The organism is Synechococcus sp. CBW1108, from assembly GCF_015840335.1.
In the GTDB taxonomy this organism is placed as follows: Bacteria; Cyanobacteriota; Cyanobacteriia; order PCC-6307; family Cyanobiaceae; genus Cyanobium_A.
Genome location: NZ_CP060395.1, coordinates 801,701 through 825,664, shown reverse-complemented (window position 1 = coordinate 825,664; position 23,964 = coordinate 801,701). Strand labels below are relative to the sequence as shown.

The 23,964-nt window shown below is 66.9% G+C and carries 27 protein-coding genes and 1 tRNA gene; 9 read left to right on the top strand and 19 right to left on the bottom strand.

All coding sequences use genetic code 11. The annotated features are described in order from the left end of the window. Together H8F27_RS04415 and H8F27_RS04410 are read left to right on the top strand one after the other, a co-directional pair. Window positions 1–822 (top strand): hypothetical protein, encoded by an 822-nt coding sequence (locus tag H8F27_RS04415; protein ID WP_231596514.1) that lies wholly within the window; start codon window positions 1–3, stop codon window positions 820–822. A gap of 115 nt (window positions 823–937) precedes the next feature. Further along, window positions 938–1,327, top strand: coding sequence for a VOC family protein (locus H8F27_RS04410; protein ID WP_197151526.1), 390 nt, complete (start codon window positions 938–940; stop codon window positions 1,325–1,327). Here the strand turns inward: H8F27_RS04410 and H8F27_RS04405 are convergent. Together H8F27_RS04405 and H8F27_RS04400 are read right to left on the bottom strand one after the other, a co-directional pair. After that, window positions 1,285–1,857 carry a hypothetical protein gene (locus H8F27_RS04405; RefSeq protein ID WP_197151524.1) on the bottom strand — a complete coding sequence of 191 codons (573 nt, stop codon included), beginning with the start codon at window positions 1,855–1,857 and terminating at the stop codon, window positions 1,285–1,287. The two genes, H8F27_RS04410 and H8F27_RS04405, sit on opposite strands and share 43 nt — an antisense overlap. 5 nt (window positions 1,858–1,862) lie before the next feature. Further along, a complete protein-coding gene (locus tag H8F27_RS04400) occupies window positions 1,863–2,258 on the bottom strand; it encodes a nucleotidyltransferase family protein (protein WP_197151523.1) in 396 nt (131 codons plus the stop codon). Between the two features lie 177 nt (window positions 2,259–2,435). On the opposite strand from H8F27_RS04400, the gene H8F27_RS04395 reads away from it, so the two are divergent. Next, a complete protein-coding gene (locus H8F27_RS04395) occupies window positions 2,436–4,868 on the top strand; it encodes an endonuclease MutS2 (RefSeq protein WP_370594465.1) in 2,433 nt (810 codons plus the stop codon). 52 nt (window positions 4,869–4,920) lie between these two features. Here the strand turns inward: H8F27_RS04395 and H8F27_RS04390 are convergent, their stop codons facing one another. Both H8F27_RS04390 and H8F27_RS04385 read right to left on the bottom strand, forming a co-directional pair. Further along, window positions 4,921–5,187 (bottom strand): Txe/YoeB family addiction module toxin, encoded by a 267-nt coding sequence (locus H8F27_RS04390; RefSeq protein WP_197151518.1) that lies wholly within the window; start codon window positions 5,185–5,187, stop codon window positions 4,921–4,923. Beyond that, window positions 5,184–5,420: a type II toxin-antitoxin system Phd/YefM family antitoxin gene (locus tag H8F27_RS04385; RefSeq protein WP_370594490.1), complete on the bottom strand. Its 237-nt coding sequence runs from the start codon at window positions 5,418–5,420 to the stop codon at window positions 5,184–5,186. The genes H8F27_RS04390 and H8F27_RS04385 overlap by 4 nt, the downstream gene beginning before the upstream one ends. 109 nt (window positions 5,421–5,529) lie before the next feature. On the opposite strand from H8F27_RS04385, the gene H8F27_RS04380 reads away from it, so the two are divergent. Further along, complete coding sequence (locus H8F27_RS04380; protein ID WP_197151516.1) at window positions 5,530–6,234, top strand: Uma2 family endonuclease; 705 nt, start codon at window positions 5,530–5,532, stop codon at window positions 6,232–6,234. Window positions 6,235–6,281: 47 nt separating this feature from the next. On the opposite strand, the gene H8F27_RS04375 is transcribed toward H8F27_RS04380, so the two are convergent. Then, window positions 6,282–6,479 carry a nucleotidyltransferase family protein gene (locus H8F27_RS04375; protein WP_231596513.1) on the bottom strand — a complete coding sequence of 66 codons (198 nt, stop codon included), beginning with the start codon at window positions 6,477–6,479 and terminating at the stop codon, window positions 6,282–6,284. 26 nt (window positions 6,480–6,505) lie between these two features. Continuing rightward, window positions 6,506–7,726, bottom strand: coding sequence for an ABC transporter ATP-binding protein (locus H8F27_RS04370; RefSeq protein ID WP_197151514.1), 1,221 nt, complete (start codon window positions 7,724–7,726; stop codon window positions 6,506–6,508). Window positions 7,727–7,764: 38 nt separating this feature from the next. Here H8F27_RS04370 and obgE point away from each other — a divergent pair, with 38 nt between their 5' ends. Beyond that, window positions 7,765–8,775, top strand: a complete 1,011-nt coding sequence (obgE, locus tag H8F27_RS04365) for a GTPase ObgE (protein WP_197151512.1) — start codon at window positions 7,765–7,767, stop codon at window positions 8,773–8,775. A 23-nt stretch (window positions 8,776–8,798) separates the two neighbouring features. Here the strand turns inward: obgE and H8F27_RS04360 are convergent, their stop codons facing one another. The 4 genes from H8F27_RS04360 to H8F27_RS04345 all read right to left on the bottom strand — a co-directional run bounded on the left by H8F27_RS04360 (window position 8,799) and on the right by H8F27_RS04345 (window position 12,653). Continuing rightward, window positions 8,799–9,017, bottom strand: coding sequence for a CP12 domain-containing protein (locus tag H8F27_RS04360; RefSeq protein WP_197153361.1), 219 nt, complete (start codon window positions 9,015–9,017; stop codon window positions 8,799–8,801). 105 nt (window positions 9,018–9,122) lie between these two features. Further along, complete coding sequence (locus tag H8F27_RS04355) at window positions 9,123–11,045, bottom strand: ABC-F family ATP-binding cassette domain-containing protein (protein WP_197151511.1); 1,923 nt, start codon at window positions 11,043–11,045, stop codon at window positions 9,123–9,125. Further along, on the bottom strand, window positions 11,042–11,689 hold the full coding sequence (locus tag H8F27_RS04350; protein ID WP_197151510.1) for a DUF2301 domain-containing membrane protein: 648 nt from the start codon (window positions 11,687–11,689) through the stop codon (window positions 11,042–11,044). The genes H8F27_RS04355 and H8F27_RS04350 overlap by 4 nt, the downstream gene beginning before the upstream one ends. Next, window positions 11,676–12,653, bottom strand: coding sequence for a glutathione S-transferase C-terminal domain-containing protein (locus tag H8F27_RS04345; protein WP_197151508.1), 978 nt, complete (start codon window positions 12,651–12,653; stop codon window positions 11,676–11,678). The genes H8F27_RS04350 and H8F27_RS04345 overlap by 14 nt, the downstream gene beginning before the upstream one ends. Before the next feature lie 77 nt (window positions 12,654–12,730). Here H8F27_RS04345 and H8F27_RS04340 point away from each other — a divergent pair, with 77 nt between their 5' ends. Then, the gene (locus H8F27_RS04340; protein WP_197151506.1) at window positions 12,731–13,696 is read left to right on the top strand and encodes an aspartoacylase; all 966 of its coding nucleotides are present in this window, start codon (window positions 12,731–12,733) and stop codon (window positions 13,694–13,696) included. On the opposite strand, the gene H8F27_RS04335 is transcribed toward H8F27_RS04340, so the two are convergent. Together H8F27_RS04335 and H8F27_RS04330 are read right to left on the bottom strand one after the other, a co-directional pair. Then, window positions 13,675–14,064 carry a hypothetical protein gene (locus H8F27_RS04335; protein WP_197151505.1) on the bottom strand — a complete coding sequence of 130 codons (390 nt, stop codon included), beginning with the start codon at window positions 14,062–14,064 and terminating at the stop codon, window positions 13,675–13,677. The two genes, H8F27_RS04340 and H8F27_RS04335, sit on opposite strands and share 22 nt — an antisense overlap. A gap of 49 nt (window positions 14,065–14,113) precedes the next feature. After that, entirely contained in the window at window positions 14,114–14,446 is a 333-nt protein-coding gene (locus H8F27_RS04330) for a hypothetical protein (RefSeq protein WP_197151504.1), read from the bottom strand. A 249-nt stretch (window positions 14,447–14,695) separates the two neighbouring features. Here H8F27_RS04330 and psbA point away from each other — a divergent pair, with 249 nt between their 5' ends. Next, on the top strand, window positions 14,696–15,775 hold the full coding sequence (psbA, locus tag H8F27_RS04325; RefSeq protein WP_197147936.1) for a photosystem II q(b) protein: 1,080 nt from the start codon (window positions 14,696–14,698) through the stop codon (window positions 15,773–15,775). Window positions 15,776–16,100: 325 nt separating this feature from the next. Further along, entirely contained in the window at window positions 16,101–17,123 is a 1,023-nt protein-coding gene (locus H8F27_RS04320; protein ID WP_197151502.1) for a fatty acid desaturase, read from the top strand. Between the two features lie 8 nt (window positions 17,124–17,131). Here H8F27_RS04320 and H8F27_RS04315 read toward each other — a convergent pair. Then, window positions 17,132–17,203: transfer RNA gene (locus tag H8F27_RS04315), tRNA-Thr, on the bottom strand. A 62-nt stretch (window positions 17,204–17,265) separates the two neighbouring features. On the opposite strand from H8F27_RS04315, the gene H8F27_RS04310 reads away from it, so the two are divergent. After that, complete coding sequence (locus H8F27_RS04310) at window positions 17,266–17,520, top strand: DUF3493 domain-containing protein (protein ID WP_197151501.1); 255 nt, start codon at window positions 17,266–17,268, stop codon at window positions 17,518–17,520. Here H8F27_RS04310 and H8F27_RS04305 read toward each other — a convergent pair. From H8F27_RS04305 to H8F27_RS04280, 6 genes are all read right to left on the bottom strand, one after another. Then, window positions 17,437–18,129, bottom strand: a complete 693-nt coding sequence (locus tag H8F27_RS04305) for a low-complexity tail membrane protein (protein ID WP_197151500.1) — start codon at window positions 18,127–18,129, stop codon at window positions 17,437–17,439. The genes H8F27_RS04310 and H8F27_RS04305 overlap by 84 nt on opposite strands. A 5-nt stretch (window positions 18,130–18,134) precedes the next feature. Continuing rightward, window positions 18,135–21,314: a translation initiation factor IF-2 gene (gene infB, locus H8F27_RS04300; RefSeq protein ID WP_197151499.1), complete on the bottom strand. Its 3,180-nt coding sequence runs from the start codon at window positions 21,312–21,314 to the stop codon at window positions 18,135–18,137. A gap of 83 nt (window positions 21,315–21,397) precedes the next feature. Further along, window positions 21,398–21,676, bottom strand: a complete 279-nt coding sequence (locus H8F27_RS04295) for a YlxR family protein (RefSeq protein WP_197151498.1) — start codon at window positions 21,674–21,676, stop codon at window positions 21,398–21,400. Further along, window positions 21,673–23,022 carry a transcription termination factor NusA gene (gene nusA / locus H8F27_RS04290; protein ID WP_197151497.1) on the bottom strand — a complete coding sequence of 450 codons (1,350 nt, stop codon included), beginning with the start codon at window positions 23,020–23,022 and terminating at the stop codon, window positions 21,673–21,675. Before nusA ends, H8F27_RS04295 begins: the two co-directional genes overlap by 4 nt. Window positions 23,023–23,053: 31 nt before the next feature. Continuing rightward, window positions 23,054–23,527, bottom strand: coding sequence for a ribosome assembly cofactor RimP (locus H8F27_RS04285; protein WP_197151495.1), 474 nt, complete (start codon window positions 23,525–23,527; stop codon window positions 23,054–23,056). A gap of 123 nt (window positions 23,528–23,650) precedes the next feature. Then, a complete protein-coding gene (locus H8F27_RS04280) occupies window positions 23,651–23,950 on the bottom strand; it encodes a hypothetical protein (RefSeq protein WP_197151494.1) in 300 nt (99 codons plus the stop codon). Window positions 23,951–23,964: the final 14 nt, after the last annotated feature.

Sequence of the window (23,964 nt, the reverse complement as noted above, 5' to 3'; positions counted from 1 at the left end):
TTGATTCAATTGCGATCGGGGCCCACCCTGGCAACGGCCCTTTATCTGGCCTTGATTACGGCCCTTGCTAACGCCAGCGCCATCCCTCTTCTGTTGTTTCCGAAACTGGGAGCCCTGGCATCGGTGCTGTTCAGCGATCCCGCTGGCAGCTTGGCCCGCTCGCCCCGGCTGCTGGTGTTGACGCCAGTGCTCACGGCGATTCTGGGGGTGGGAATCAGCCGCACGATTCCCTATGGCCCCGTTTCGGTGGTGCTGATCCTGCTGTTGAGCTTGCTGGTGATCCGGGCCCTGCGCTCGCCGATCGTGCCAGCCATTTCAGCCGGGATGCTGCCCCTGGCCTTGGGGATCACAAGTTGGCAGTATCCGGCCACCATCCTGGTCGGCACCGGAGGTCTGGCCCTGTTGGCGGTGCTGCCCAGCCGCTTGGCCCCGGGCACCATTCCCCAACCTCGCCTAGCTCTCGGCCATGGCCCCATTCCCTCCCCATGGCTGCCCCTGGCCATTTTTGTGGCCGGGGGTCTGCTGCTGGTGCAGCTGCTCGGCTCGCGCGTAGTGCTCTACCCACCTCTGTTTGTGATCTGCTGGGAAATGCTTGCCCAGCCCCATCACTGCCCCTGGCAGGAGCGTCCCTTTGCAGTGTTGCTGGTCACGGGAGTGGCAGCGGTGGCGGGTTCAATTCTGGTGGAAATCCTGGGGGTTTCTCCCCAGGCGGCCTTCCTGGCGGTGTTGGTCACTGGTCTGGCCCTGCAACTGGCGCAACTGACCTGCCCCCCGCCTATGGACTCGCCCTGCTTCCCCTTGTCATCCCCTCCCCATCGATGACTTACCCCCTGCATACCCTTGTCGGCACGGCCTGGTTGCTGCTGGTGGTCAAGCTGCACCAGAACCACACTGACTGGCGCAGTGCCCGACAATGCCTTCTTTGCTACAGGCGTCCATGGCTCCGGCCCCAGTCCATCGCCTTGGCCATGTGGCCCTGCGGGTGCAGGACATGGAGCGGGCCAAGGCTTTCTATCTCTCCTTGGGCTTGCAACTCACCTGGGATGCCCCCGACTGGGCCTACCTGGAATGGCCAGGCGGCGGCACGGGCATCGCCCTGCTCAGCGAAAGCTACCGGGCCGCAGGCCCCCACTTCGCTTTCCACTTTCACCAGCGCTCGGAGGTGGATGAGGTACGCGCCGGCCTGTTGGCGGCCGGCCACAGCTGTGGTCCGGTGCACGACCACCGCGACGGCACGGCCTCCTTCTACCTGCAGGATCCGGAAGGCAACTGGCTGGAGATGCTCTATGAGCCCGCCGGCGGAATCCCCTCCAACCTGGGCGGCTGACCAAGTCCTCCAAGGGGCCTGCGGCCGGCCTCTCCAATGGTGATCAGTTCCTTCAGCCAGCTATCGAAGCTCGCCAGATCGGCGCTTAGCCGCGGCCAGAGTTCCAGGGCACCTGCCAACCGCAGGTTCACTTGCTCTGGATCCAGATCGTCGGCGTAGAGGTGACGGACAACATGGCGAAATCCCAGCAGTTTCGCCAGTGATTGAGCCGTAGAGGCAGACAACAGGGGCGGTCTTAGGTCCGTGGCCTGGGTGAGGCGATCCAATAGCCGGCGGTGCCAGTCGGCACCTTCAGGAGTGCCGCCATTCAGTACCCGCACGATCTGCAGCAGGCAGCGCTCGATGCCGGTGTAGAGGTTTTGCAGACGTAGGGCTGCCGCATCCACCCGCTCGGCATCAGCGCCCTCGCTTTGCCATCGCTGGGAAAGCCTCTCCAAGCTTGCGATCAGGGCTTCCAGCCGCTGGCGCTCCACCGCCAGATCGGTTGCCAGATCGCGCAGTCGCCTGGGCGGGGGTGGATCAGGTGGCATGGCAATCAGCGCAGGGGTTGGCCATCTCGCTGGATCCGCTCCTGCCAGCACAAGGGCAACGCCTCCAGTCGCACAAGGTCGAGGGCGACCGGCGAGGCTTTGTGGCGGTCTAGTTCCCGACCAGCGCAGCGTTGCGCCAAATCCAAAGCCTCAATCAGGTCCCCGGCCGGCAACTGTGCCACAGCTAAATCGAGATCCGAATCGGCATGAAAGCCTGGTCCCAGGCTCGAGCCAAATAGCCAGAGCGACACTTCGGGCCACTGAGCACGCAGCTCGGACGCCACGGTCGCCGCCACCTCCAGCAGCTGGCGGCGGCGCTGCTGCAATTGCCCGGCCTCGCTGGCCCAGCGGCGCTGCCAGTGTTCACGCTGTAGGGGTGTCAGCAGGGGCGTCTTGGCCATGTATTCATCGTAGGCAAGTTGCTTGTCGTGGGATTCCAGTTGGTTTAACTCCCCTATGCCCAAACTCGCTGCCGCTGGTGCATTGCCCGAGAATGGTCAGAGCAAGTCTCATCACCATGGCTGCGGCCCCAACCCAATCACTCGGCCCCTTGGCCCAGGGGCTGCCGCTCAACGCTGGTGAGTGATGCCGCCATCGCCGCCGAAACCCTGGTGCTGCTGGAGTGGCCGCGGCTGGCGGCCCACCTGGCCAGCTTTGCCAGCACCGACGCCGGTGGTCGCCACTGCCGCGCCCTGCCCCTGCCTGCCGATCTCGCCGCCAGTCAACGGCTGCTGGCCGAAACCACCGAGTTGTTGGGTCTCGATGGGTTGGTGGAGGGCGGCCTCAGTTTCCTGGGGGCGGTGGACATCAGCCCCACGGTGGCCCTGGGCGCCAAGGGCGGCTGCGCCGGTGGCGAGCAGCTGCTGGCCCTGGCCGGCACCCTGGCGGCGGCGCGGCGGCTGAGGCGTCAGATCGACGATCCGGAGCTGCGACCGGTCTGCACCGAGCTGGTGAGCGAGCTGCGCACCCTGCCGGAGCTGGAGCAGCGCCTGCACCACTGCCTGGAGGAGGGCGGCCGGGTGGCGGATCGGGCCAGCGAGGAGCTGGCGGCCCTGCGCCGCCGCCTGCAGGCGGCGTTGGCCGAGCGGCGCGAGCGGCTGCAGGAGCTGGTGCGCCGCTACGGGCCCCTGCTGCAAGACAGCGTGATCTCGGAGCGCTCAGGCCGGCCGGTGCTGGCGGTGAAGGCCGGGGCCGCCGGCCAGGTGAAGGGCCTGGTGCACGACAGCTCCGCCTCGGGCCAGACGGTGTTCATCGAACCCCAGGCGGTGATCTCCCTCGGCAACCGCCTGCGGGAGCTGCAGGGGCAGGAGCGGGAACTCGAGCGTGAGGTGCTGTTGGCCCTCAGCGCCCTGGTGGGGGAGCAGGCGGAGCCGTTGGATCAGCTGCATGGGATTTTGGTGCGCCTGGATGCTGCCCTGGCCCGGGCCCGCTACGGCGCCTGGCTGGGGGCGGTGCGCCCTGTGCTGCTGGACGGCTCGGCGGCCCCCTTTGAGCTGCGCGACCTGCGCCATCCGCTGCTGCTGTGGCAGCACAAGCGCGAGGGCGGTCAGCCGGTGGTGCCGGTGACGATTCAGGTGGCCCCAGAGCTGCGGGTGGTGGCGATTACCGGCCCGAACACCGGCGGCAAGACCGTCACCCTCAAGAGTGTGGGCCTGGCGGCGCTGATGGCCAGGGCCGGCCTGTTCCTGCCCTGCAGCGGCACGCCGCGCCTGCCCTGGTGCGCTCTTGTGCTGGCCGACATCGGCGATGAGCAATCGCTGCAGCAGAACCTCTCCACCTTCAGCGGCCACATCCGCCGCATCGCCCGCATCCTGGCTGCCCTTCCCGCTGGGGCTGGGGAAGGTCTGGTGGCGGGGCCGGCCCTGGTGCTGCTCGATGAGGTGGGTGCCGGCACCGATCCGCTCGAGGGTTCGGCCCTGGCCACGGCCCTGCTCAAGCACCTGGCCGATCGGGCCCGGCTGACTATCGCCACCACCCACTTCGGCGAACTCAAGGCCCTCAAGTACAACGACCCGCGCTTCGAGAACGCCTCGGTGGCGTTCAACGTGGAGACCCTCTCACCCACCTACCACCTGCAGTGGGGCATCCCAGGCCGCAGCAATGCCCTGGCGATCGCCAGCCGCCTCGGCCTCGCTGGCGCCGTGCTGAGCGAGGCCGAAGCGCTGCTGGCGCCGCGCGGCGAGGGGGAGGTGAACCAGGTGATCGCTGGGCTGGAAAACCAGCGCCAGCGCCAGCAGGAGGCCGCCGAGGAGGCCGCTGTTCTGCTGGCCCGCACCGAGCTGCTGCATGAGGAGCTGCTGGAGCGCTGGCAGCAGCAAAAGCAGCAGAGCGCCGAGCTGCAGGAGCAGCGGCGCCAGCAGCTGGAGCGCTCGATTCGCCAGGGCCAGAATGAGGTGAAGCGGATCATCCGCCGGTTGCGCCAGGGTTCAGGCTCGGGGGCCGCCAGCAGCGCCGCCCTGGGTGAAACCGCCCGCCAGGCCGGCCAGCGGCTCAAGCACCTCGAGCAGCAGCACCGCCCCACCCCGGAGCGGCGCGAGCATCGCGGCTGGATGCCGGTGGTTGGCGATCGGGTGCGGGTGTTGTCGCTGGGCAAAGCCGGCGAGGTGCTGGCCCTCTCCGATGACGGCCGGGAGCTCACCGTGCGCTGCGGCCTGATGCGGCTGACCCTGGAGCTGGCCGCGATCGAGGGGCTTCATGGCGAAAAACCGTCACCCCCTGAGGTGCAGGTGCAGGTCAAGGGGCAGCGGGGGCTGGGCGGCCGGGGCCCCGCTGTGCGCAGTGAGCGCAACACGGTGGACGTGCGCGGCCTCAGGGTGCATGAGGCGGAGGCCCAACTGGAGGAGCGCCTGCGCCAGGCCAATGGCCCGGTGTGGGTGATCCACGGCATCGGCACCGGCAAGCTCAAGGGCGGCCTGCGGGCCTGGTTGGCAACGGTGCCCTACGTGGAGAGGGTGAGCGATGCCGAGCAGGGCGACGGGGGCGCGGGCTGCAGCGTGGTGTGGGTGAAGTGAGGGGGCTGCCCTTCGGCAGGGACATGACGCTCGCCCCAGCCAGTCACGCCTATTAGTTGCGAGTCCACATGCGTAACACCTTCACCAGGCGCAAGTCCTCCAGCACTTGATACACCAACCGGTGTTGGATGTTGATCCGCCTGGAGCAGCATCCGCTGAGATCTCCCACCAGGGCTTCGTAGGGCGGTGGTTGTTGGTAGGGATCAGCAGCCAACAGATCAAGCAGGGCCTGGGCTTTCTGCTTTAGAGCAGGCGAGGCGGAGGCAAGTTTGCGGGCATCCTTCTGAGCCTGTTTGGTGAATAAAACGGTCCAGCTCACCAGCCTGGTTCGCTGCTCAGTTCTGAGGCTTCGGTGGCCATTCCTTCCAGGATCGACTCGCGCATCCCGGGAATGGCCAACAGATGGAGCGTTTCCTCAATCGAGTGCCAGTCGGCCTCGGAAATCAGGACCGCGTTCCCCCTCTTGCCGTGGATCTGCACCGGTTGATGGGATTGCCCCACCTCATCAATTAAGGCGTAGAGGCGCCTGCGAGCTTCCGTGGCCGACACAATGGTCGCACGGACCTCGGAGAACGTACGTAAAAGCGTACCGCGAGACCCGAGACGATGTTGTGATATATGGGATGCTGCCTTTAGCCTTGGGCCATCCTTCGGCAGGGACATGACGCTCGCCCCAGCCAGTACCGAAGCGCCGCTCTCCCCCAAGCCGCCCTGCACTGGCTCGCCCTGCCCTGGGCTTTTGATCCCGGAACAACCGTGCGGCTCGCTGACTCTGCCGCTGCCGCTCAGCGGCAGCCTGAGGCTCAACCCGGAGCAGTTCGCCGAGCTGTGCCAGGCCAATCCTGAGGCCGTGCTTGAGCTGGCCGCTGATGGCTCCCTGATCCCGATGACTCCTACCGGAGGCGAAACAGGAGCCCGCAACGCCAACCTGCTCTTTCAGATTCAGGCCTGGACGCGTACCGCCGGCGGCTGGAAGGTGTTCGACAGCTCCACCGGTTTCCGCCTGCCGGACAACTCGGTGCTCAGTCCTGATGTCTCGCTGGTTGACCTGGATCGCTGGCAGGCCCTCAGCGGGGCAGAGCGCCGTGGCTTCGCGCCGCTCTGCCCCGATCTGGTGGTGGAACTGGCCAGTCCCAGCGATGACGGCCCGCGCGGGATCACCGCATTGCGCCAGAAGATGGCCGCCTACCAGCGCAACGGGGCCAAGCTGGGCTGGTTGCTGATCCCAGCAGAGCGGACCGCGGAAGTGTGGGGACCGCTGGCCGATGGCAAGCAGGGCTGGCGGATCGGGGCTGCCACCCGGCTGGATGGGGCGCCCCACTTTCCCGCTCTGGTGCTGGAGCTGGAGGAAATCTGGGCGGGCTGAAGGGGGTGCGAGCCGCGCGGGCCATGGCGGTGCCGGAGGCGATCAGTTCACCGTGCTCGGCGGGAGTGAACACCAGGGCACAGCAGATCCAGGTCGCTGCCCACGCCGGCGTCGCCGCGGCCGTAGCTGCCGAAAACGCCCACCCGCTCCAGGCCGGGGTGCTGCACCGCCATCAGTTCGGCCCAGCCGAAAACCTGGTGAAGCACCAGCTCCGGCTCAGGCCAGCGCAGTAGTGATTGCGTCAACGATCGAACGGGCATGGCGCTGGGCGTCACGGCAGCTTCAGTTCCGGCAGCGCGGCCCGAGGCCTCGATGGGGGCAGGGCATCGCCAGCCCGATCGAACAGGCGCCAGCCGCGGGGATCCACATCCAGGTGCAGGCTTGCCCCCGGCGGCAGGCTTACCTCTGGGCCGACCCGAACCTGCACCAGGTGACCGCCCTCCTCCAGCCGGCAGGTGAGCAGTTGTTCGTTGCCCAGGGCTTCGCCATGGCTCACCTCGGCCCTCAGGTTGCGGTTGGTGGCGGGAGCTAGCTGGAAGTGCTCCGGCCGCAGCCCACCGGTGAGCTCCTGGCCGGTGCGGGCCGCCAGCGCCTCGGCCAGGGGACCCTCCACTGCAAGCTTGCGGCTGCCCAGCTGCACCTGAGCCGAGCCGATCGCCTGCACCGGCAGCAGATTCATCGGCGGGCTGCCGATGAACTGGGCCACAAACAAATTGGCGGGCCACTGGTAGAGCTCCATCGGTGTGCCCAGTTGCTGCAGCCGGCCGGCGTTGAGCACGGCGATGCGGTGGCCCATGGTCATGGCCTCCACCTGGTCGTGGGTGACATACAAGGTGGTGGTGCCCAGGCGCCGCTGCAGCTCAACGATTTGGGTGCGGGTGCCGGTGCGCAGCTTGGCGTCGAGGTTGCTGAGCGGTTCATCCATCAGGAACACCGCCGGCTGCCGGGCGATGGCCCGGCCCAGGGCCACACGCTGCTTCTGGCCGCCGGAGAGTTCCTTGGGCAGCCGCTCCAGCAGCTGGCCTAGCTCCAGGGTTTCGGCCACCTCGGCGATCCGCTCGGCAATGCGCCCTTCCCGTGGCGAGTGCAGCTGCAGTCGCCGCGGCAGGCCCCGGCTGGCCAGGTGCAGGCTGTCCTGCAGCTGCTGCAGGAGGCTGCGCCGGCGGCTGCGCCGCAGCCCGAAGCCGATGTTGTCGGCCACGCTCAGGTGGGGATAGAGCGCATAGCTCTGAAACACCATGGCCACGTCGCGCTGGGCCGGGCGCAGCTGGCTCACGGGCCGGCTGCCCACGTAGATCTCGCCGCCAGTGGGCTGTTCCAGGCCCGCCAGCAGGCGCAGCAGGGTGCTCTTGCCGCAGCCCGACGGCCCCACCAACACCAGGAATTCGCCGTCCTCGATATCGAGATCGAGTTGGCGCAGCACCTCCACCGGCTCGCTCCCCCGGCGGGGTGGGTAGGTCTTGCTGACCTGCTGGAAGCGAACCTCTGCCAAGACGGGCCTTCAGACGGCGCGATCCTAGGTTTGGAGCAATGCAGTTCATCGATCAGGCCCGGATCGCGGTCAAGGCCGGCCGCGGGGGTGACGGAATCGTCACCTTTCGGCGCGAGAAATATGTGCCCGCCGGTGGGCCCTCCGGCGGCGATGGCGGTCGTGGCGGGGATGTGCTGCTGGTGGCCGATGCCAACCTCCAGACCCTGCTGGATTTCAAGTACAAGCGCCTGTTTGCCGCCATCGAGGGGCGGCGGGGCGGCCCCAACCGCCGCACCGGTGCCAGCGGTGATCACCTGGTGATCAAGGTGCCCTGTGGCACCCAGGTGCGCGACGCCCGCACGGCAATCCTGCTCGGCGATCTCACCGACCCCGGCGAGGAGCTGCTGGTGGCCCTGGGCGGCCGCGGCGGCCTGGGCAATGCCCACTACCTCAGCAACCGCAACCGGGCGCCGGAAAAGTTCACCGAAGGCAGGGACGGCGAAGACTGGCTGCTGCAGCTGGAGCTCAAACTGCTTGCCGAGGTGGGGATCATCGGCCTGCCCAATGCCGGCAAGAGCACCCTGATCGCCGTGCTGTCAGCGGCGCGGCCCAAGATCGCCGACTACCCATTCACCACCCTGGTGCCAAACCTGGGCGTGGTGCGCAGGCCCAGTGGCGATGGCACCGTCTTTGCCGACATCCCCGGCCTGATCGCCGGTGCGGCCCGGGGGGCAGGCCTGGGCCACGACTTCCTGCGCCATATCGAGCGCACCCGCCTGCTGGTGCATCTGCTCGATTCCAGCTCAGGCGACGTGCTGGCGGATCTGCAGGTGGTGGAAAGGGAGCTAAGCGCCTATGGCCATGGCCTTGATCAACGGCCGCGCCTGGTGGTGCTCAGTAAGATCGAGCTGTTGGAACCTACAGAGCTGGCGAGCAAGCTCAAGATCCTGAATCGCCATGTGGCGGGCCAGGGTGGCCAGCCGGTGCTGGCCATTTCGGCGGCGGCAGCCAGGAATTTGCCGGAGCTGCTGGCCGCGGTGTGGCAGCAGCTCGGCATTGCCTCGGCATAACCTCTGGGGTAGTCCCTGGGGCCTCAGTCGTCGTAGACGCGGCACTCGGGGGCTGAGGGGTTCAGGTCGCAGAACACCTCCAGGGGGGAGGGGTCGTGGCTGTCCTCGGGATGGTGCTCCTTGAACTCCTTGAGCCCCTGGAGCTCCTCTTCCAGGTGGCGAACCTTGCCCATGTCGCCAGCGGCACGAGCGGCTTCTATCTCGCTCTGGTCTTGCTGGATGTGCTCATCGATGTTCTTCATACGAAAACCGGCCGGATCGGACCGGAGCTGATCGCGGCCCACCTTACGGCCGTGGTCTCGCCCACGTGTTGGCTTGGCAACAATCCGGCCCCGCCGTTGGGCCCCTCAGCCCGCCAGCTCGCTCAGGGCCAGCCAGCGCTCCTCGCCCTTGCTGATCCGCTCGCCCAATTCGGCCAGCTGCTGGGTGCACCTCTCCAGGGCGGTGTAGTCGCTGCCGGCTGAGCTCAGGGCCTGCTCCAACTGGCGGCGCTGCTCCTCCCAGACCGGCAGGCTGGTTTCCAGATCGGCCAGTTCCCGGGTCTCCTTGAAGCTGCGTCGCCGGGGCTGGTTTGCGGCGGTTTTGACCTGGGGCTGGAGGGGGCTGGTTTTCTTGGCGCCACCGCTGGCAGCTCCGGCAGCTCCGGCAGCTCTGGCCGCCAGGCGGCTGGCGCTGGTCTCCAGGTAGGCGCTGTAGTTGCCCTCAAAGCGCTGCAGCTCGCCGTTCTCGAAGCAGAACAGCCGATCCACGGTGCGATCGAGGAAGTAGCGGTCGTGGGAGACCACCACCACGCAGCCGCGGAAGTCTTCGAGGAAGTCTTCGAGCACGCTCAGGGTCTGCACATCCAGGTCGTTGGTGGGCTCGTCGAGCAGCAGCACGTTGGGGGCCCCAATCAGCAGCCGGCAGAGATGGAGCCGTCGCCGCTCGCCGCCGGAGAGCTTGGCCACCGGTTGGTGCTGCTGGGCCGGTGGAAACAGGAAGCGCTCCAGCAACTGGGAGGCACTGAGCTCCTCGCCGTCCACCGCAACCCGGCTGGCGGCGGCCTGCACCACCTCCAGCACCTTCTGGTCGGGCTTGAGCAGCACGTCGCTGTGCTGGTCGAAGTAGGCGAGCTTCACGGTGGCGCCCAGCTCCAGGCTGCCGCTGCTGGGCTGGCGCCGGCCGGCGATCACCTCCAGCAGGCTCGATTTGCCTACGCCATTAGGCCCGATGATGCCAACCCTGTCTTCCGGGCTGAAGTCGTAGCTGAAGGCCCGCAGCAGGGCCCTGGCCTCGGCCCCTTCGCCCGCACTTACCCCCAGCTCCTCGGCGGTGATGGCCCGCTTGCCCAGCCGCCGGCTGCTGGTGGCCAGGCTCACCAGGCCCCGGCCTTGGCGCTGGGGGGCCTCTCGCATCTCCTCAATGCGCTGGATGCGGGCTTTCTGCTTGGTGCTGCGGGCCTTGGGGCCCTGCCGCAGCCAGGCCAGCTCCCGCCGCAGGGTGCCCTTGAACTTGGCGGCCGAGGAGGCTTCCGATGCCTCCTCCTCGGCCTTGTGGGTGAGATAGGTGGCGTAGTTCCCGGCGTAGCTGCGGGCCAGACCCCGATCCACCTCCACGATCCGACGGGTGACCCGATCGAGTACGTAGCGGTCGTGGGTCACCAGCACCAGGGCACCGGGGAAGCGCCCGAGGTAGCTCTGCAACCACTCCACCCCGTTGGCGTCGAGGTGGTTGGTGGGCTCATCCAGCAGCAGCACGTCGGGCTCGGCCACCAGGGCCGCCGCCAGGGCCACCCGCTTGCGGTAGCCGCCGGAGAGGTCGCCCACCTTGCGCTCGATGTCGGAGATGCCGAGCCGCTCCAGCACCTCGCGGCACTGCTGCTCCAGCCCCCAGGCATTGAGCTGGTCCATGCGGCCATGGAGGTCGCTGAGCTGGGCCAGGGCGATGGCGTTGTCGGGGCCATCAGCCACCGCCTGACTCAGGGCCGTGTGCTGCCGCAGCAAAGCCATCTTCTCGCCGCTCCCGGCAAACACCTGCTCCAGCACGGTGTGCTCCGGGTCCAGCCCGGGTTCCTGGTCGACGAGCACCACCCGGGTGCGGGGGGCGCAGCGGCGCTGGCCGCTGCCCAGGGGTTCAATTCCCGCCAGCACCTTCAGCAGGGTGCTCTTGCCGGCGCCATTGGGGCCGATCAGCCCCAGCCGCTCGCCTGCGCCGATGTGCAGGCTGAGGTTTTCAAACAGGGTGCGGATGCCGAAGTCCTTGCCGGCATCCACCAGGCTGATCAGGCTCAAGGTGTGGCTCCTTCGGCACCGCTCGCCTGGGCCTTGAGGTAGGCGAAAACGCTTTTGTCGCCCACATCCGCCGCCGCGGGCATCGGGAACTTGCGCAGGCAGAGCACCAGCAGCAGCCCACTCTCGAGGGCCAGCAGGCTCGTGGTAACCCGGCCGTCCAGCAGGCCGACCAGATGGCCGAGCAGGGCGATCGGCAGCAGCAGCGTCACGCCGATGGCCTCGGGCCTGCGGAAGCAGAAGAACTCCTTAAAGCCCACCCCGGCCAGGGCTGCGAAGAAGGGGCCGATCGCCAGGATCCAGAGGGGCTGGCTTGCTACGGCCGTCACCATGGCGCCCGGGCCGCTGCGGGCCGCCAGCACCAGGGCGCCAGCGCAGCCCAGTAGCCAGAAGAGCTGCAGGGCCCGGTGCAGGGGCACTAGGTAGATGTGGATCCAGCGCAGGGCCAGGCCCAGCCCCACCGCCATCAGCACCATCCAGGGCCACACCAGCTCCGGGCCCAGCTGGCGCCACTGCAGCATCAGCCCGGCCTGGCCCAGGGCCACGGCGGTGAGGGCCAGCCGGTAGCCCAGCACTTCGCGTCGGTCGGTGGCATCGATGGTGTAGGTGCCATAGACCCCTTCAAACACCGGGTCAGTCATGGTCATGTTGCAGGCCTCGGGGGGCTGGTCGGCTTCCAACCAGTGTGGCTAGGGGCGGCCCGGCCGGGATGATCCCGGAGGGATGCAGGGGAAAAAGGGCTCCGAAATAGTCGCGCCGCCAGGCCTCAGGCCAGCAGGTGGCGGCCACGCCGGGCAGGTGGAAGAAGCGTTGGCGCCATTCCCACAGCGCCGGCAGCTGCCAGAGCGGCAGCCGGCTGCAGCCAAACAGCGGCGCATAGACCAGCTCCAGGCGGATCAGGGTGGGAAACAGCACCACATCGGCCAGGCTCAGCTCAGCTCCAGCTAGCCAGGGGCTTTCCTGCAGGACCCGATCCGCTTCGGCCAGGGCGCCAAACAGGGCGGCCTCAGCCCGGTCGTAGGCCGCCTGGGTGCGGGCGAAGCCGCAGCGATACACCCCATCGTTGACATCGCTCTGCAGCAGCTCGCGCCAGCGCAGGGTGGCCTCCTGCTGGGCCCCAGGCTCCAGATCGGGCCCGTCGGGGGCGGGCCAGCGGTTGAGCAGCTCAATCAGCCGGGCACTCTCACTGACCAGGATGCGCTCCTGCCGGCGCGAATAGAGGGCCGGCACCGTGGCCCGCTGGCCGGAATCGGCGCCGGAGCGCTGGTAGAGCTCGATCAGGTTGGCGCAGCCCCCGAAGGGTTCGGCGAAGCGCCAGCGCCCCTCGGCGGGATCGGGATCCACTACCACCAGCGTGATGCTGGCGTCGAGGCGGCGCAGAGCCCACACCAGCCAGGCCCGGTGGGCCCAGGGGCAGCTGCGGCCGACAATCAGCACATGGCCATCGGCGCTGGCTGCTTCGCTGGGCAGGGGCGGCAGGCTGGTGAAGGCCCCAGCGGGCCGCTGGTAATTGCCGGCGGCATCGGCCGGGCCCAGGCCCCCCATCAGTTGGCACCACTGCCAGTGCCAGATGGCCCGCGCCGTGCGCACCAGGGGAGCGGGAGGGGCCATGGTCAAGGCGGCGGCAGAACCCCGAATCTGCGTCAGGCTGGGCCTGAAATCCAGTGCCAGGCGCGAGCCTTCCGTTGATGGGCCCCAATTCGAACCCGGCCAAGGTGCTCGTGGTGGCAGGCACCCACGGCAATGAGCGCAATGGGCCCTGGCTGCTCGAGCACTGGCGGAGCCGGCCTGGGGCCCTCCAGAGCCATGGCCTGGCGCTGGAGCTGGTGCTGGGCAACCCCGCTGCCCATGCCCAGAACCGGCGCTATCTCGAGCGGGATCTGAACCGCTGTTTTGCCCCATCCCTGCTGGCCGATGCCAGCCTCGATGGGGCCGATCTGCAGCGTGCCCGGGAGTTGCTGCTCCGCCATGGCCCCGCAGGGGAGGCACCGTGCCTGGTGGTGCTGGATCTGCACAGCACCACCAGCGCCATGGGCAATGCGCTGGTGGTCTACGGCCGCCGCCCGGCGGATCTGGCCCTGGCGGCGGGCGTGCAGGGGCTGCTGGGCCTGCCGATCTATCTCCATGAGGCCGACCATGCCCAGACAGGTTTTCTGGTGGAGAGCTGGCCCTGCGGCCTGGTGATCGAGGTGGGCCCCGTGCCCCAGGGGGTGATCCAGGCCCAGATCTGTCGCCAGACCCAGCTGGGCGTTGAGGCTGCCCTGGAGGTGCTGGCGGCGGCCCAGCGGGGGCCATTGCGGTTGCCCGCCGAGCTGGTGGTGCATCGCCATCTCGGCAGTCTCGATTTGCCGCGGCGCCCGGATGGCTCTCCTTCTGCCTGCCTGCATCCGGCCCTGCAGCACCGCGACTGGCATCCGCTCCAGCCGGGGGACCCCGTTTTTCTCGATTCCCATGGGGCGACCTTGGGCTTCGTGCCGCCCAGGGGCCTGGAGGGCCAGCCCGTCTGGCCCGTATTTGTCAATGAGGCGGCCTATGGCGAGAAGGGCATTGCCCTGAGCCTCACCAGCCGGGAATGCTGGCCCGTCAGCAGCGAGTGGCCCAAGGCCCTCGAAGCCCTCTCGAACCGGCTGGCTCAGCGGGGAGCACCGTTGTAATCCACCCCTAAAACGCTTTTTCCATCGCTGGAAATCCGGATCTCCGTCTCCACGCTGGGGGCTATGTCGAGCTGCTGCCAACCGGGTACCCCGCCAAGGAAGCGGAACTGGTAACCGTCACTGGAGCTGATCAGGCACTGGTTCCCTGCCCCGGCGGTTTCAAACATGCATTTGGCGGGGCGATAGACGTTGAGGCCCCCGTTCAGTTGCACCGCCGTGTTACGGGCCAGGTTGAGAGCCCGTACGGCGCTGAAGGGCACTGGTGCGTCCTGGGCCAGGGCCGCCTTGGGGGCCAGCATCGGCACGCTGCCGGCGAGCAACCCCGAACCCAGCACCGCTGCTGTGATGCCTATCAGGCGAAAAACCATGGTTCAAAGTCGACTAGCTCCCCCAGCTCAACGCGGGGTCAGGGGCCTGTCAACCGCATACCAGGGTGGCCTGCTCCTGCTTGCAAGGCAGGTTTGTGGTGCTGCCGTCGGCCCAGTAAATGCGCAGGCGGTCGTCTGCGGTGCCGCTGCGGTAGGTGAGTGATTTGATGGCGCCGGCGGGGGGCTTGCCGGCCGGGTCGGCACCGTTGCCGGGAGCCACGGCATTGAGCTTCTGCTCCAGTTGCTGGATCTTGACCTCGACCTGTTCCTGGCGCTGCTGCATCTGCTGCAGCTCGGCGGAAGGCTGGCGTTGGCAGCTGGCCAGCAGCAGGGCGGCGCCAGCCCCGGCGGCCAGGGCTTGAAGCGAAGAGATGCGGGCCATGCCGAAAAGGGCCTGTGCAGCTGTCTTCTTAGCAGTGCGGGCAGCCCCTGGCTACGGATTCCCGTCCCTGGCACCGCCCAGCAGGGGAGCAATAGAAATTCTTCCCAATTGCCTCTCAGGCTCAGCGCAATCTTCCGTTACAGTTGCGAGAGACGGGATTCCGTCCGGCGGTTTCCGCTTCGGCTGCCTCGGCAGACCGGATTCCCGCCTTCCATACCCGTTCCCTAGGAACACTCTCTTCTCGTTCTCATGACAACCACTATTCAGCAGCGCCAAGGCGCTTCTGCGTGGAACCAGTTTTGCGACTGGGTCACCTCCACCAACAACCGCCTCTACGTGGGCTGGTTCGGTGTGCTGATGATCCCCTGCCTGCTGGCTGCCACCATCTGCTTCATCGTGGCCTTCATCGCCGCACCCCCTGTCGACATCGACGGCATCCGTGAGCCCGTAGCTGGCTCCCTGATGTATGGCAACAACATCATCTCCGGTGCCGTTGTGCCCTCCAGCAACGCCATCGGCCTGCACTTCTACCCCATCTGGGAAGCCGCCAGCCTCGATGAGTGGCTGTACAACGGTGGGCCTTTCCAGCTGGTGGTCTTCCACTTCCTGATCGGCATCTACGCCTACATGGGCCGCGAGTGGGAACTCTCCTACCGCTTGGGCATGCGCCCCTGGATCTGCGTTGCCTACAGCGCCCCTGTGGCAGCAGCGTCTGCTGTGTTCCTGGTGTATCCCTTCGGTCAGGGCTCCTTCTCGGATGCCATGCCCCTGGGTATCTCCGGCACCTTCAACTACATGTTGGTGTTCCAGGCTGAGCACAACATCCTGATGCACCCCTTCCACATGCTGGGTGTGGCTGGTGTCTTCGGTGGCAGCCTGTTCTCTGCCATGCACGGTTCGCTGGTTACTTCTTCGCTGGTTCGTGAGACCACCGAGAGCGAGAGCCAGAACTACGGCTACAAGTTTGGCCAAGAGGAAGAGACCTACAACATCGTGGCTGCCCACGGTTACTTCGGTCGCCTGATCTTCCAATACGCCTCGTTCAACAACAGCCGCAGCCTCCACTTCTTCCTGGCTGCCTGGCCCGTGGTTGGCATCTGGTTCACCGCCCTGGGCGTGAGCACGATGGCCTTCAACCTGAACGGTTTCAACTTCAACCAGTCGATCCTCGACGGCCAAGGCCGCGTGGTGAACACCTGGGCAGACGTGCTGAACCGCGCTGGTCTGGGTATGGAAGTGATGCACGAGCGCAACGCTCACAACTTCCCGCTTGACCTGGCTGCTGCCACCGCCACCCCCGTGGCACTGACCGCACCGGCTATTGGCTGAGGCTTTACAACCTGGCTAACGCCAACCCATAAACGGAATCCCCCCGGCCCCCTCGCAAGAGGGGGTTTTTTGTTGGCTCGACAACAGCCAATCAGTCGCGGCTTGAGGGCCCCTATTCCTAGGGTTTGGAGGAATCCTTTCAGCGTGATTCGTCTCCCCTTGTCATGTGGCAGCGTCCTTGAAGTCGTCTGAATTCCTGCTCGCCCAATCCCAGTCCCATCTTTCCTCGACGCCCACTACCTACCCCAGCAAGGCGCAATTGCTGGCCTGCCTTCCTGCCTCCCTGCTGACCATTGACCCCGTCAAGGCCTGGGGAAGTTTGGCCATGTCTCTAGGCCTGACCCTGCTTGCCTACGGCGTGGGCACCCAGATACCCCTCCGGCTAAGCGCTACGCCACTCTGGCTGCTCTATGCCACGGTGACAGGGACTGTGGCGGGCGGTTGCTGGGTGATTGCCCATGAGTGCGGGCACCGCGCCTTTCACCCCAACCCCCGGGTGGAAACGGCGGTGGGCTTTGTGCTCCACAGCCTGCTGCTGGTGCCCTACTTCAGCTGGCAGCGCAGCCATGCGGTGCACCACGCCAATTGCAACCACCTCGAAGCAGGTGAAACCCATGTGCCTCCCCGTTCCAATTCCGCTGAGGGCAGGCTGCTTAAAGGGGTGCTCAGTCGGATTGGGCCGGAACTGTATGGCGTCTACGCCCTGATTTTCCACCTGCTGGTGGGGTGGCCGCTCTATTTACTTTTTGGAGTTACAGGGGGCGCAGATTATGGCGCTCCCACCTCCCATTTCTCGAATTCATTGCCTTTTAACAAGGGCAAAAAGCAGCTGTTTCCGGATTCCGTTCGGAAGCTGATGCTGCTATCAAACCTGGGCCTGCTGGCCATGCTTTTGGTGTTGGTGCTGGCCTCATTTAATTATTCTTTTTTGCGGGTTTTGTGCGTCTATGGGCTCCCATATCTGGTGGTCAACGCCTGGCTGGTTGCCTATACTTGGCTGCAGCACAGTGATACCGATATTCCCCATTTTTCTTCGGGCGACTGGACCTGGGCGAAGGGTGCTCTTCAGACTGTGGATCGTCCCTACGGGCCCCTGTTGAACTTTCTTCACCATGGGATTGGTTCAACCCACGTGTGCCACCACGTTAACTCCCGAATTCCCCACTACAACGCCTGGCAGGCCACTGCCCTTTTGAGGCAGCAGTTTCCGGCACTGGTGCGCCATGACCCCACAGCAATACATACCGCGCTCTGGCGGGTGGCAAGTCGCTGTGTGGTCGTATCCCAGGCCCCTTCAGGCGACGGATACTTTTACGAGCCCCAAATCAGCTCTTTGGCTGATAATTGAGGCCCAAAAGCCGGTGATCGGATTTGAACCGACGACCTACTGATTACGAATCAGTTGCTCTACCCCTGAGCTACACCGGCGCCCCAATGAAATTAGCATTGACCAGCTTGCCCCACTCCCTTGCCCCGCTGCCTGCCTGAAGATGGGACCAAACTCTGACCCGATTGATCCTGCCTTGCGTGCCCGGCTTCTCCAGGAAGTCCGCACTCCCTGGCGAGGACTGCGCAGGGGGCTGTGGCTGGCCCTGGCGGCCTCAGGGGCGGTTGGGTTGGCAACGATGGCCATGCGAGCGGCGAGCGGCGCCGAGGTGGCCTCAGCCGATCTCCTGATCCAGGTCGGTGCCCTCGGCTTGTTCGGCAGCCTCCTCTGGCTGGATCGCAACCGAGCCGGCAGCTGATCCGGCAGCTGAGGCGCCAGATGCCACCTGGAGTGGCTCTAGCAGCAGCAGGGGCAGCCCCAGGCAGAGCCGCTGGGAGTCCACCTCCGCACGGGTCATAGGCGGGTAGCTAGCCAGTGGGTCCGGCTTGCGGCTCAGCAGCGCGATCGCCTGGACCAGCTCCTGCACCTGCCACAGGACCAGGGCCAGCAGCGGGCAGGCCAGCAGCAGAGCGACAAAGCGTGGGCTGGCCGTCAGTGGGGAGAGGGGCGCGGCCAGGGCGGCGTGCTGATCAAGCCACCAGAAGAGCGGCAGTAGGGCAGCGGCCCCCAGCAGCATGGCCAGCCTGGCCGGCAGGGGGCTTTGCAGGGCCGCGAGCTGGAGCTGGGCTTCGCTGCGACCCCGCACCGGCACCTGCACCAGCAGCAGGGAGCAGACGTCGGCAGGTCGCTGCCAGAGCAGGATCGCAGGCCCCAGCACGCCGATGGCCCAGGCCAGCAGCCGCTCTAGACCTGGCAAGGGGCCAGGATCGGCACCGGCCAGCAGCAGCAGCAGCCCCAGCAGCTCCAGCGGAATGGCCCCGAGGGCCACGAGCTGGAGCCAGAGCAGGGGCTCGCTGCGGGTGTTCACCGCGCTCAGGTGCTGAGGGTGCGGCGCTGGGTGACCAGCTTGTAGGCCTCCACCCGATCGCCCTCCTGCCAGCCCGTGTAGCGATCGGTGCCGATGCCGCACTCGAAGCCGGTGGCCACTTCCTTGACGTCGTCTTTGTTGCGGCGCAGGGAGTCGAGGTCGCCCTCGAACACCTTCTCCTTGCCGCGCCAAACCCGCACCTTGCAGTTGCGTTGCAACTTGCCGCTGGTGACGTAACAACCCGCCACCGCACTGCGGCCAATGCTGAATACGGCCCGCACCTCGGCTTCGCCGAGGGACTCCTCCACCAGCTCCGGCTCCAGCAGGCCTTCCATGGCCAGCTGGATGTCTTCCAGCAGCTTGTAGATCACGTCGTAGTCGCGCACATCGACGCCGGTGGCATCGGCGGCCCGCTTGGCCCCTGGCGCCATCGAGGTATTGAAGCCCACGATCACCGCACCGGAGGCGGCCGCCAGGTCGACGTCGGTTTCGGTGATCTCGCCCGGCGCCGAGAGCAGCACCCGCACCTGCACTTCGCCTTGGGGCAGTCGTTCGAGGGAGCCAAGGATGGCTTCCACCGAACCCTGTACGTCGGCCTTGAGGATCAGGTTGAGCTCCTTGAGCTCGCCCTCGCTGGCCTGGCTCGACATTGAGGCCAGGGAGACCCGACGGGAAGCCATTTGCTGGGCCAGTCGGGTGGCGCGGGCTTCGCTGGCCCGGTCACCCACCACCGAGCGGGCGGTCTTCTCGTCGGGATAGACCTCAAACTCGTCGCCTGCGGTGGGCACTTCGCTGAAGCCCAGGGCCTCAACCGCATAGGAGGGGCCGGCCTCCTTGACCCGTTTGCCGCCGTCGTCAACCATGGCCCGCACCTTGCCGAGTACGGGCCCCGCCGCCAGCACATCTCCGGCCCGCAGGGTGCCGTTCTGCACAAGCAGGGTGGCCACCGGACCCTTGGCCTTGTCCAGGTGGGCCTCGATCACGGTGCCGCGGGCCATGCGACCCGGGTTGGCCTTGAGGTCTTCCACCTCCGTCACCAGCAGGATCATCTCCAGCAACTTGTCGACGTTCACACCCTTGAGGGCGCTCACCGGCACCATCACGGTGTTGCCGCCCCAGTCTTCAGCCACCAGCTCGAGTCCCGAGAGCTCCTGCTTCACCCGATCGGGGGAGGCCCCCTCCTTGTCGATCTTGTTGATCGCCACCACGATCGGCACCTTGGCCGCGCGGGCGTGGCTGATCGCCTCCAGGGTTTGGGGGCGGACGCCGTCATCGGCGGCCACCACCAACACCGCCACGTCGGTCACCTTGGTGCCGCGGGCCCGCATGGCGGTGAAGGCCTCGTGGCCCGGTGTATCCAGGAAGGTGATCTTGCGCTGTTCGCCGGCGTGGGGAATCTGCACCTGGTAAGCACCGATGTGCTGGGTGATGCCCCCGGCTTCGCCAGCGGCCACGCGGGTTTTGCGAATGGCATCAAGCAGGCTTGTTTTGCCATGGTCGACGTGGCCCATCACCGTCACCACGGGAGGGCGACGGATCAGGTGGGCCAGGTCGCTCTCCTCGATCATCTCCACCGTCTTGGCGGCGGCCTCTTCGACGTCGTCTTCGAGCACCGGCACGCCGAATTCCTCGGCCACTGCCTCAATGGTGGAGAGATCCAGGCTCTGGGTGACCGTGGCGATGATCCCCTTGAAGAACAGGCTCTTGATGATCTCGGAGCTCTCCACCCCGAGTTTCTCGGCCAGCTCCTGCACCGTCAGGTTGCCCTCGGGCACGATGAGCATCTCCGGCCGCAATGCCTTGGCCTCACGGGAGGAGCGCAGTTCCATGGCGCGGCGGCGCTGGCGCTGGCGGGTGGTCTCCTTCTTGCGCTTGCGCATCGCCGCCATCGGTTTGGCGGCGGGGGCAGCGGCAGTGCGGGGCTTGGCGGGGCGAGCCAGGCTGGCCTGCAGGATGAAGGCTTCCTGTTCGCCGGCGTAACCGCCAGTTTCGGCGGTGAGCGCATCATCGTTTTCGCCGATGATGTGCACCTTGGTGCGCTGCTTCTGCGGCATGCGGCTGCGCAGGGCTTCCAGCTTGGCGCTGTCGTCCCAGTCGGGGCGGCGGGGTTTGCCGGCGGCCCCTGGAGCCGTGGGGGGGCGGAAGCCAGGCCGCCTCGGAGCTGCCGGAGCGGCCGGGCTGGCGTTGGGACGCACCAGATCCGTACTGCCGGGGCGAGGGGCTGCGCCAGCTTCACTGCGATCTCCCGGCCGTCGCGGCGGCGGCGCTGTGGGCCGGCCGGAGGGTTTCTGGAGCTGCATCAGCTCGCCCGGCGCCATCGGTCTGCGCATGCCGGCGGGCATGCCGGGTCTACCCGGAGCGGCTGGGCGATCGGGTGCTGCGGGCCCGGTGCTGTCGCGACTGTCGCGTCGGATCGGCTTGCCGACGAGCTCCAGGGGAGTCGGGCCGGGGCGTCCCGCCATGCCGGCCTGGCCGGGCCGGGTGGGTGCGGGAACTCCCGACCGCTGCGGCGCAGCCGGCCGCTGGCTCAGGGGGGCCCGGCCAGCCGGCGGTGCGGGCCGGCTGCTGGTGGTGCCGCCGCCGGGGCGCACCGGTAATTCCGGTTTGCGACTGCTGAGGACTGGTGTGGTTTGGGCCGGTCGGGCCGGGGCTGGGGCTGGGCTGCTGGGTCGGGCTGGCTTGGAGGCAATCACCACCGGCTTGATCGGCGCGATCGAGGGTTTGCTGGCTGGGCCAGGGGGCTTGGTGACAAGGGCCGGTTTGCTGACCAGAGCAGGAGGCTTGCTGGCAGGGGCCGGTTTGCTGGCCGGAGCTGGGGGTTTGCTTACCAGAACAGGGGGCTTGCTGACGGGCTGTTTGGTGACGGGCGGTCCCACCAAGGGCCGGGCCGGGGGCGGCAGGGCGGGTTTGGCTGCCATGGGTGAGGCACCAGCACTCTCGGCCTTCTTGACCGAGAGGATTGCTTTGGGAGCGGCTGCAGCCGGAGCTGGAGCGGGTTTCGAGGGGCTGCCGTTGCTGCCGCTCTTGATCAAAGAGCGGATGCGGGAAGCTTCGTCGTCGCTGATCGAGCTGCTGTGGCTCTTGGCAGCAACCCCCAGCTTCTCGGCGGCGTCGAGCACGTCCTTGTTCTCCAGGCCGAGATCCCGGGAAAGCTCATAAATTCTTACTTTGCCGCTGCTGGTCATTCAGGTCTCCATGGGACGGGGCCCAAGGGCCGCCGAGCGGGGCCGAGGGGCACACCAGGCCGCAGGTACGCTCCGGCCAATTGTCATCTTGCCTTAAAGGCGAGATCAGCGCCGGGTGTCAGGCGCCTTTCGAGGCTTGCAACGATGGAATCCGCAACCTGGCAGCGCAGGGCCCGTTGCAGACGCTTGCGCCGTTTCGCCTCTTCGAGGCACTCCTGATTGGGGCAGAGATAGGCCGAACGGCCCATGCCCTGATCCAAGCAGATCCCCCCCTCAGCCAGCCGGATCACCCGCCAGAGCTGCTCCCTATCCAGCAACTTGCGGCAGGCGACGCAGCGCCGCAACACCGGACTGCGAGTCATCGGGATCCGCCCTCGTCAGGGTCGGCAACGGTCTCCTCGGTGAAGTCCTCCTCGTCTTCGGGCAGGGGGTAGAGCTCCCGCAGGCGGGCATCTTCCTCGGCCCGGGCGGCCTGCTCCACTTCCAGACGGGCTTCGGCTTCAGCCTGAAGGGCCTCCTCCTCCTGGCGCTGGGCGATCAGTTCGGACACCACCGCGTCTTCAGCGGCCTGGTCGTACTCGCTGGCGTTCTTGATGTCGAGCTTCCAGCCGGTGAGTCGGGCGGCCAGGCGCACGTTCTGGCCCTCGCGGCCGATCGCCAGGCTGAGCTGGTCATGGGGCACCAGCACATGGGCGTGCTGCCCCTCCGGGTCGACCAGGCGCACCATCTCGACCCTGGCCGGGCTGAGGGAGTTGGCGATGTACTGGCCAGGATCGGGCGACCAGCGAATCACGTCGATCTTTTCTCCGCGCAACTCGTTGACCACCTGCTGGATGCGGGAGCCCCGGGCACCGATGCAGGCGCCCACCGGATCCACCTCCCGTTCCACCGAATCGACGGCCACCTTGGTGCGGGGTCCGACCGAGCGGGAGGGCGGATTGGCTTCCCGGGCTACGGCCACGATTCGCACCGAGCCCTCCTGGATCTCTGGCACCTCGTTCTCGAACAAGTACACCACTAGGCCGGCGTTGGAGCGGCTGACAAACAGCTGGGGGCCGCGCCGCGAAACCTCACTCACCTCCTTGAGGAAAACCTTGAAGGTGGCGTTGGCCCGGTAGTTGTCGTTTGGTAGCTGGTCGCGGCGGGGCAGCTCGGCCTCCACCTCGGGCCGGCCCAGGCCACTGCTGACAGCCATGATCACGCTCTGCCGCTCGAAGCGAATCACCCGGGCCGTGAGCACCGGGTCTTCTAGGTCGGCGAATTCTTCTTGAATCATGCGCCGCTGTTGGTCGCGCAGCTTCTGGGCCAGCACCTGCTTGGTGGTGGCGGCGGCCATGCGCCCGAAGTCGTCCTTTTCCGGGGTGACATCGAGTACCACCGTGTCGCCGATCTGGGCGTCATCGGTGACCTGTTGCACCTCAGCCAGGGAAATCTGGTGGTCTTCGCTCTCCACCTCCTCCACGATGATCTTGGAGGCCAGCACGCGATAGCCCTCCTCCTCGAGGTCGAGGCCCACATCAAAGTTGGAGAAGTAGTCCTCCTCGAAGGGGTCTTCGCTGATCCCTAGGTAAAGGGTGCGGCGATAGCGCTCGTAGCCCTTGAGCAGGGCTTCCCGCAGGGCGGCCTCCACCACGGGGGGCGGCAGCTTCTTCTCTTCGCTGATGTCCTCGATCAGGTTGTTCAGACCGGGGAGCAGAACCAGGGCCATGGATCAGGGGTGAGAAATGGTCAGGGAGCGTTCAGGTGGGCTGGGCTGGGGTGATCAGGGAAACCCTGATCACCGCGTCCCTTGGGATGAGCTGGGTGCGGCCGCGGACGTTGAGGTGCAGATCCTTTGCGTCGCGCTCCAGCAGGAGCCCTTCGCGCCGCACCTCGAGGCCCTGGTCGTTCCGACAGATCACCTCGATCGGAAATCCGCGGAAACTGCGGAAGTCGCGGTCGTCGTGAAGATTGTCGCTGACTCCAGGGCTGCTGACCTCCAGAACATAGGCATCGCCTAGCCAGTCGGCCGCTTCGATCGCCTCCCCAAGCGGTGCACTCAGGGAGGCGCACTCATCGAGGCTGATGTCACTGCCATCGGCCCGCTGCACGAGCACCTGCACCGTCATGGGAATCCGGTGGGTGAACAGGTGAACGCCCTTCAGCTCGAAACCTGCAGCAGCCACGGCCAGTTGGGCCAGGCGCTCGAGTTCGCTCAGGAGGGGATGGGGCAACGGTGCAGGGAAGCTGGGGGCAGGGGGCCCGCCGGCTTTTGCAGTTTTGTAACTGCCCTCAGGCAGCCCGCATTCAGCCTGAAACTGAACCGGAGCCTTTGGGATTGCCCGCCGGGCAAGCGATCACCTTAGGGGATTGCCTGTTCCAGGCCCCATGCCGCCGACGGGAGGGATCTCGATCACCGGGGCCTCGGCGAAGTAGTCGCTGGGCTGGACGGTGCCCCGCTGGCTGGCGTCTTGGTTCAGGCACTGGCACTTCTGCTCGTCGGTGCGCAGGTACTGGCATACCCGGGCCCAGAGCTTGGCGCGGCTGCCCGGGGCTCCCTGGCTGAAGTGCACCAGGTCCTTGCCGCCGGCCATGCCCTGAATCTCAACTTGACAGAGGCTGCAGCGCTGACGCTTGCCTGGGGGAATTGCTGCCATGGCCGCCGCTGCGA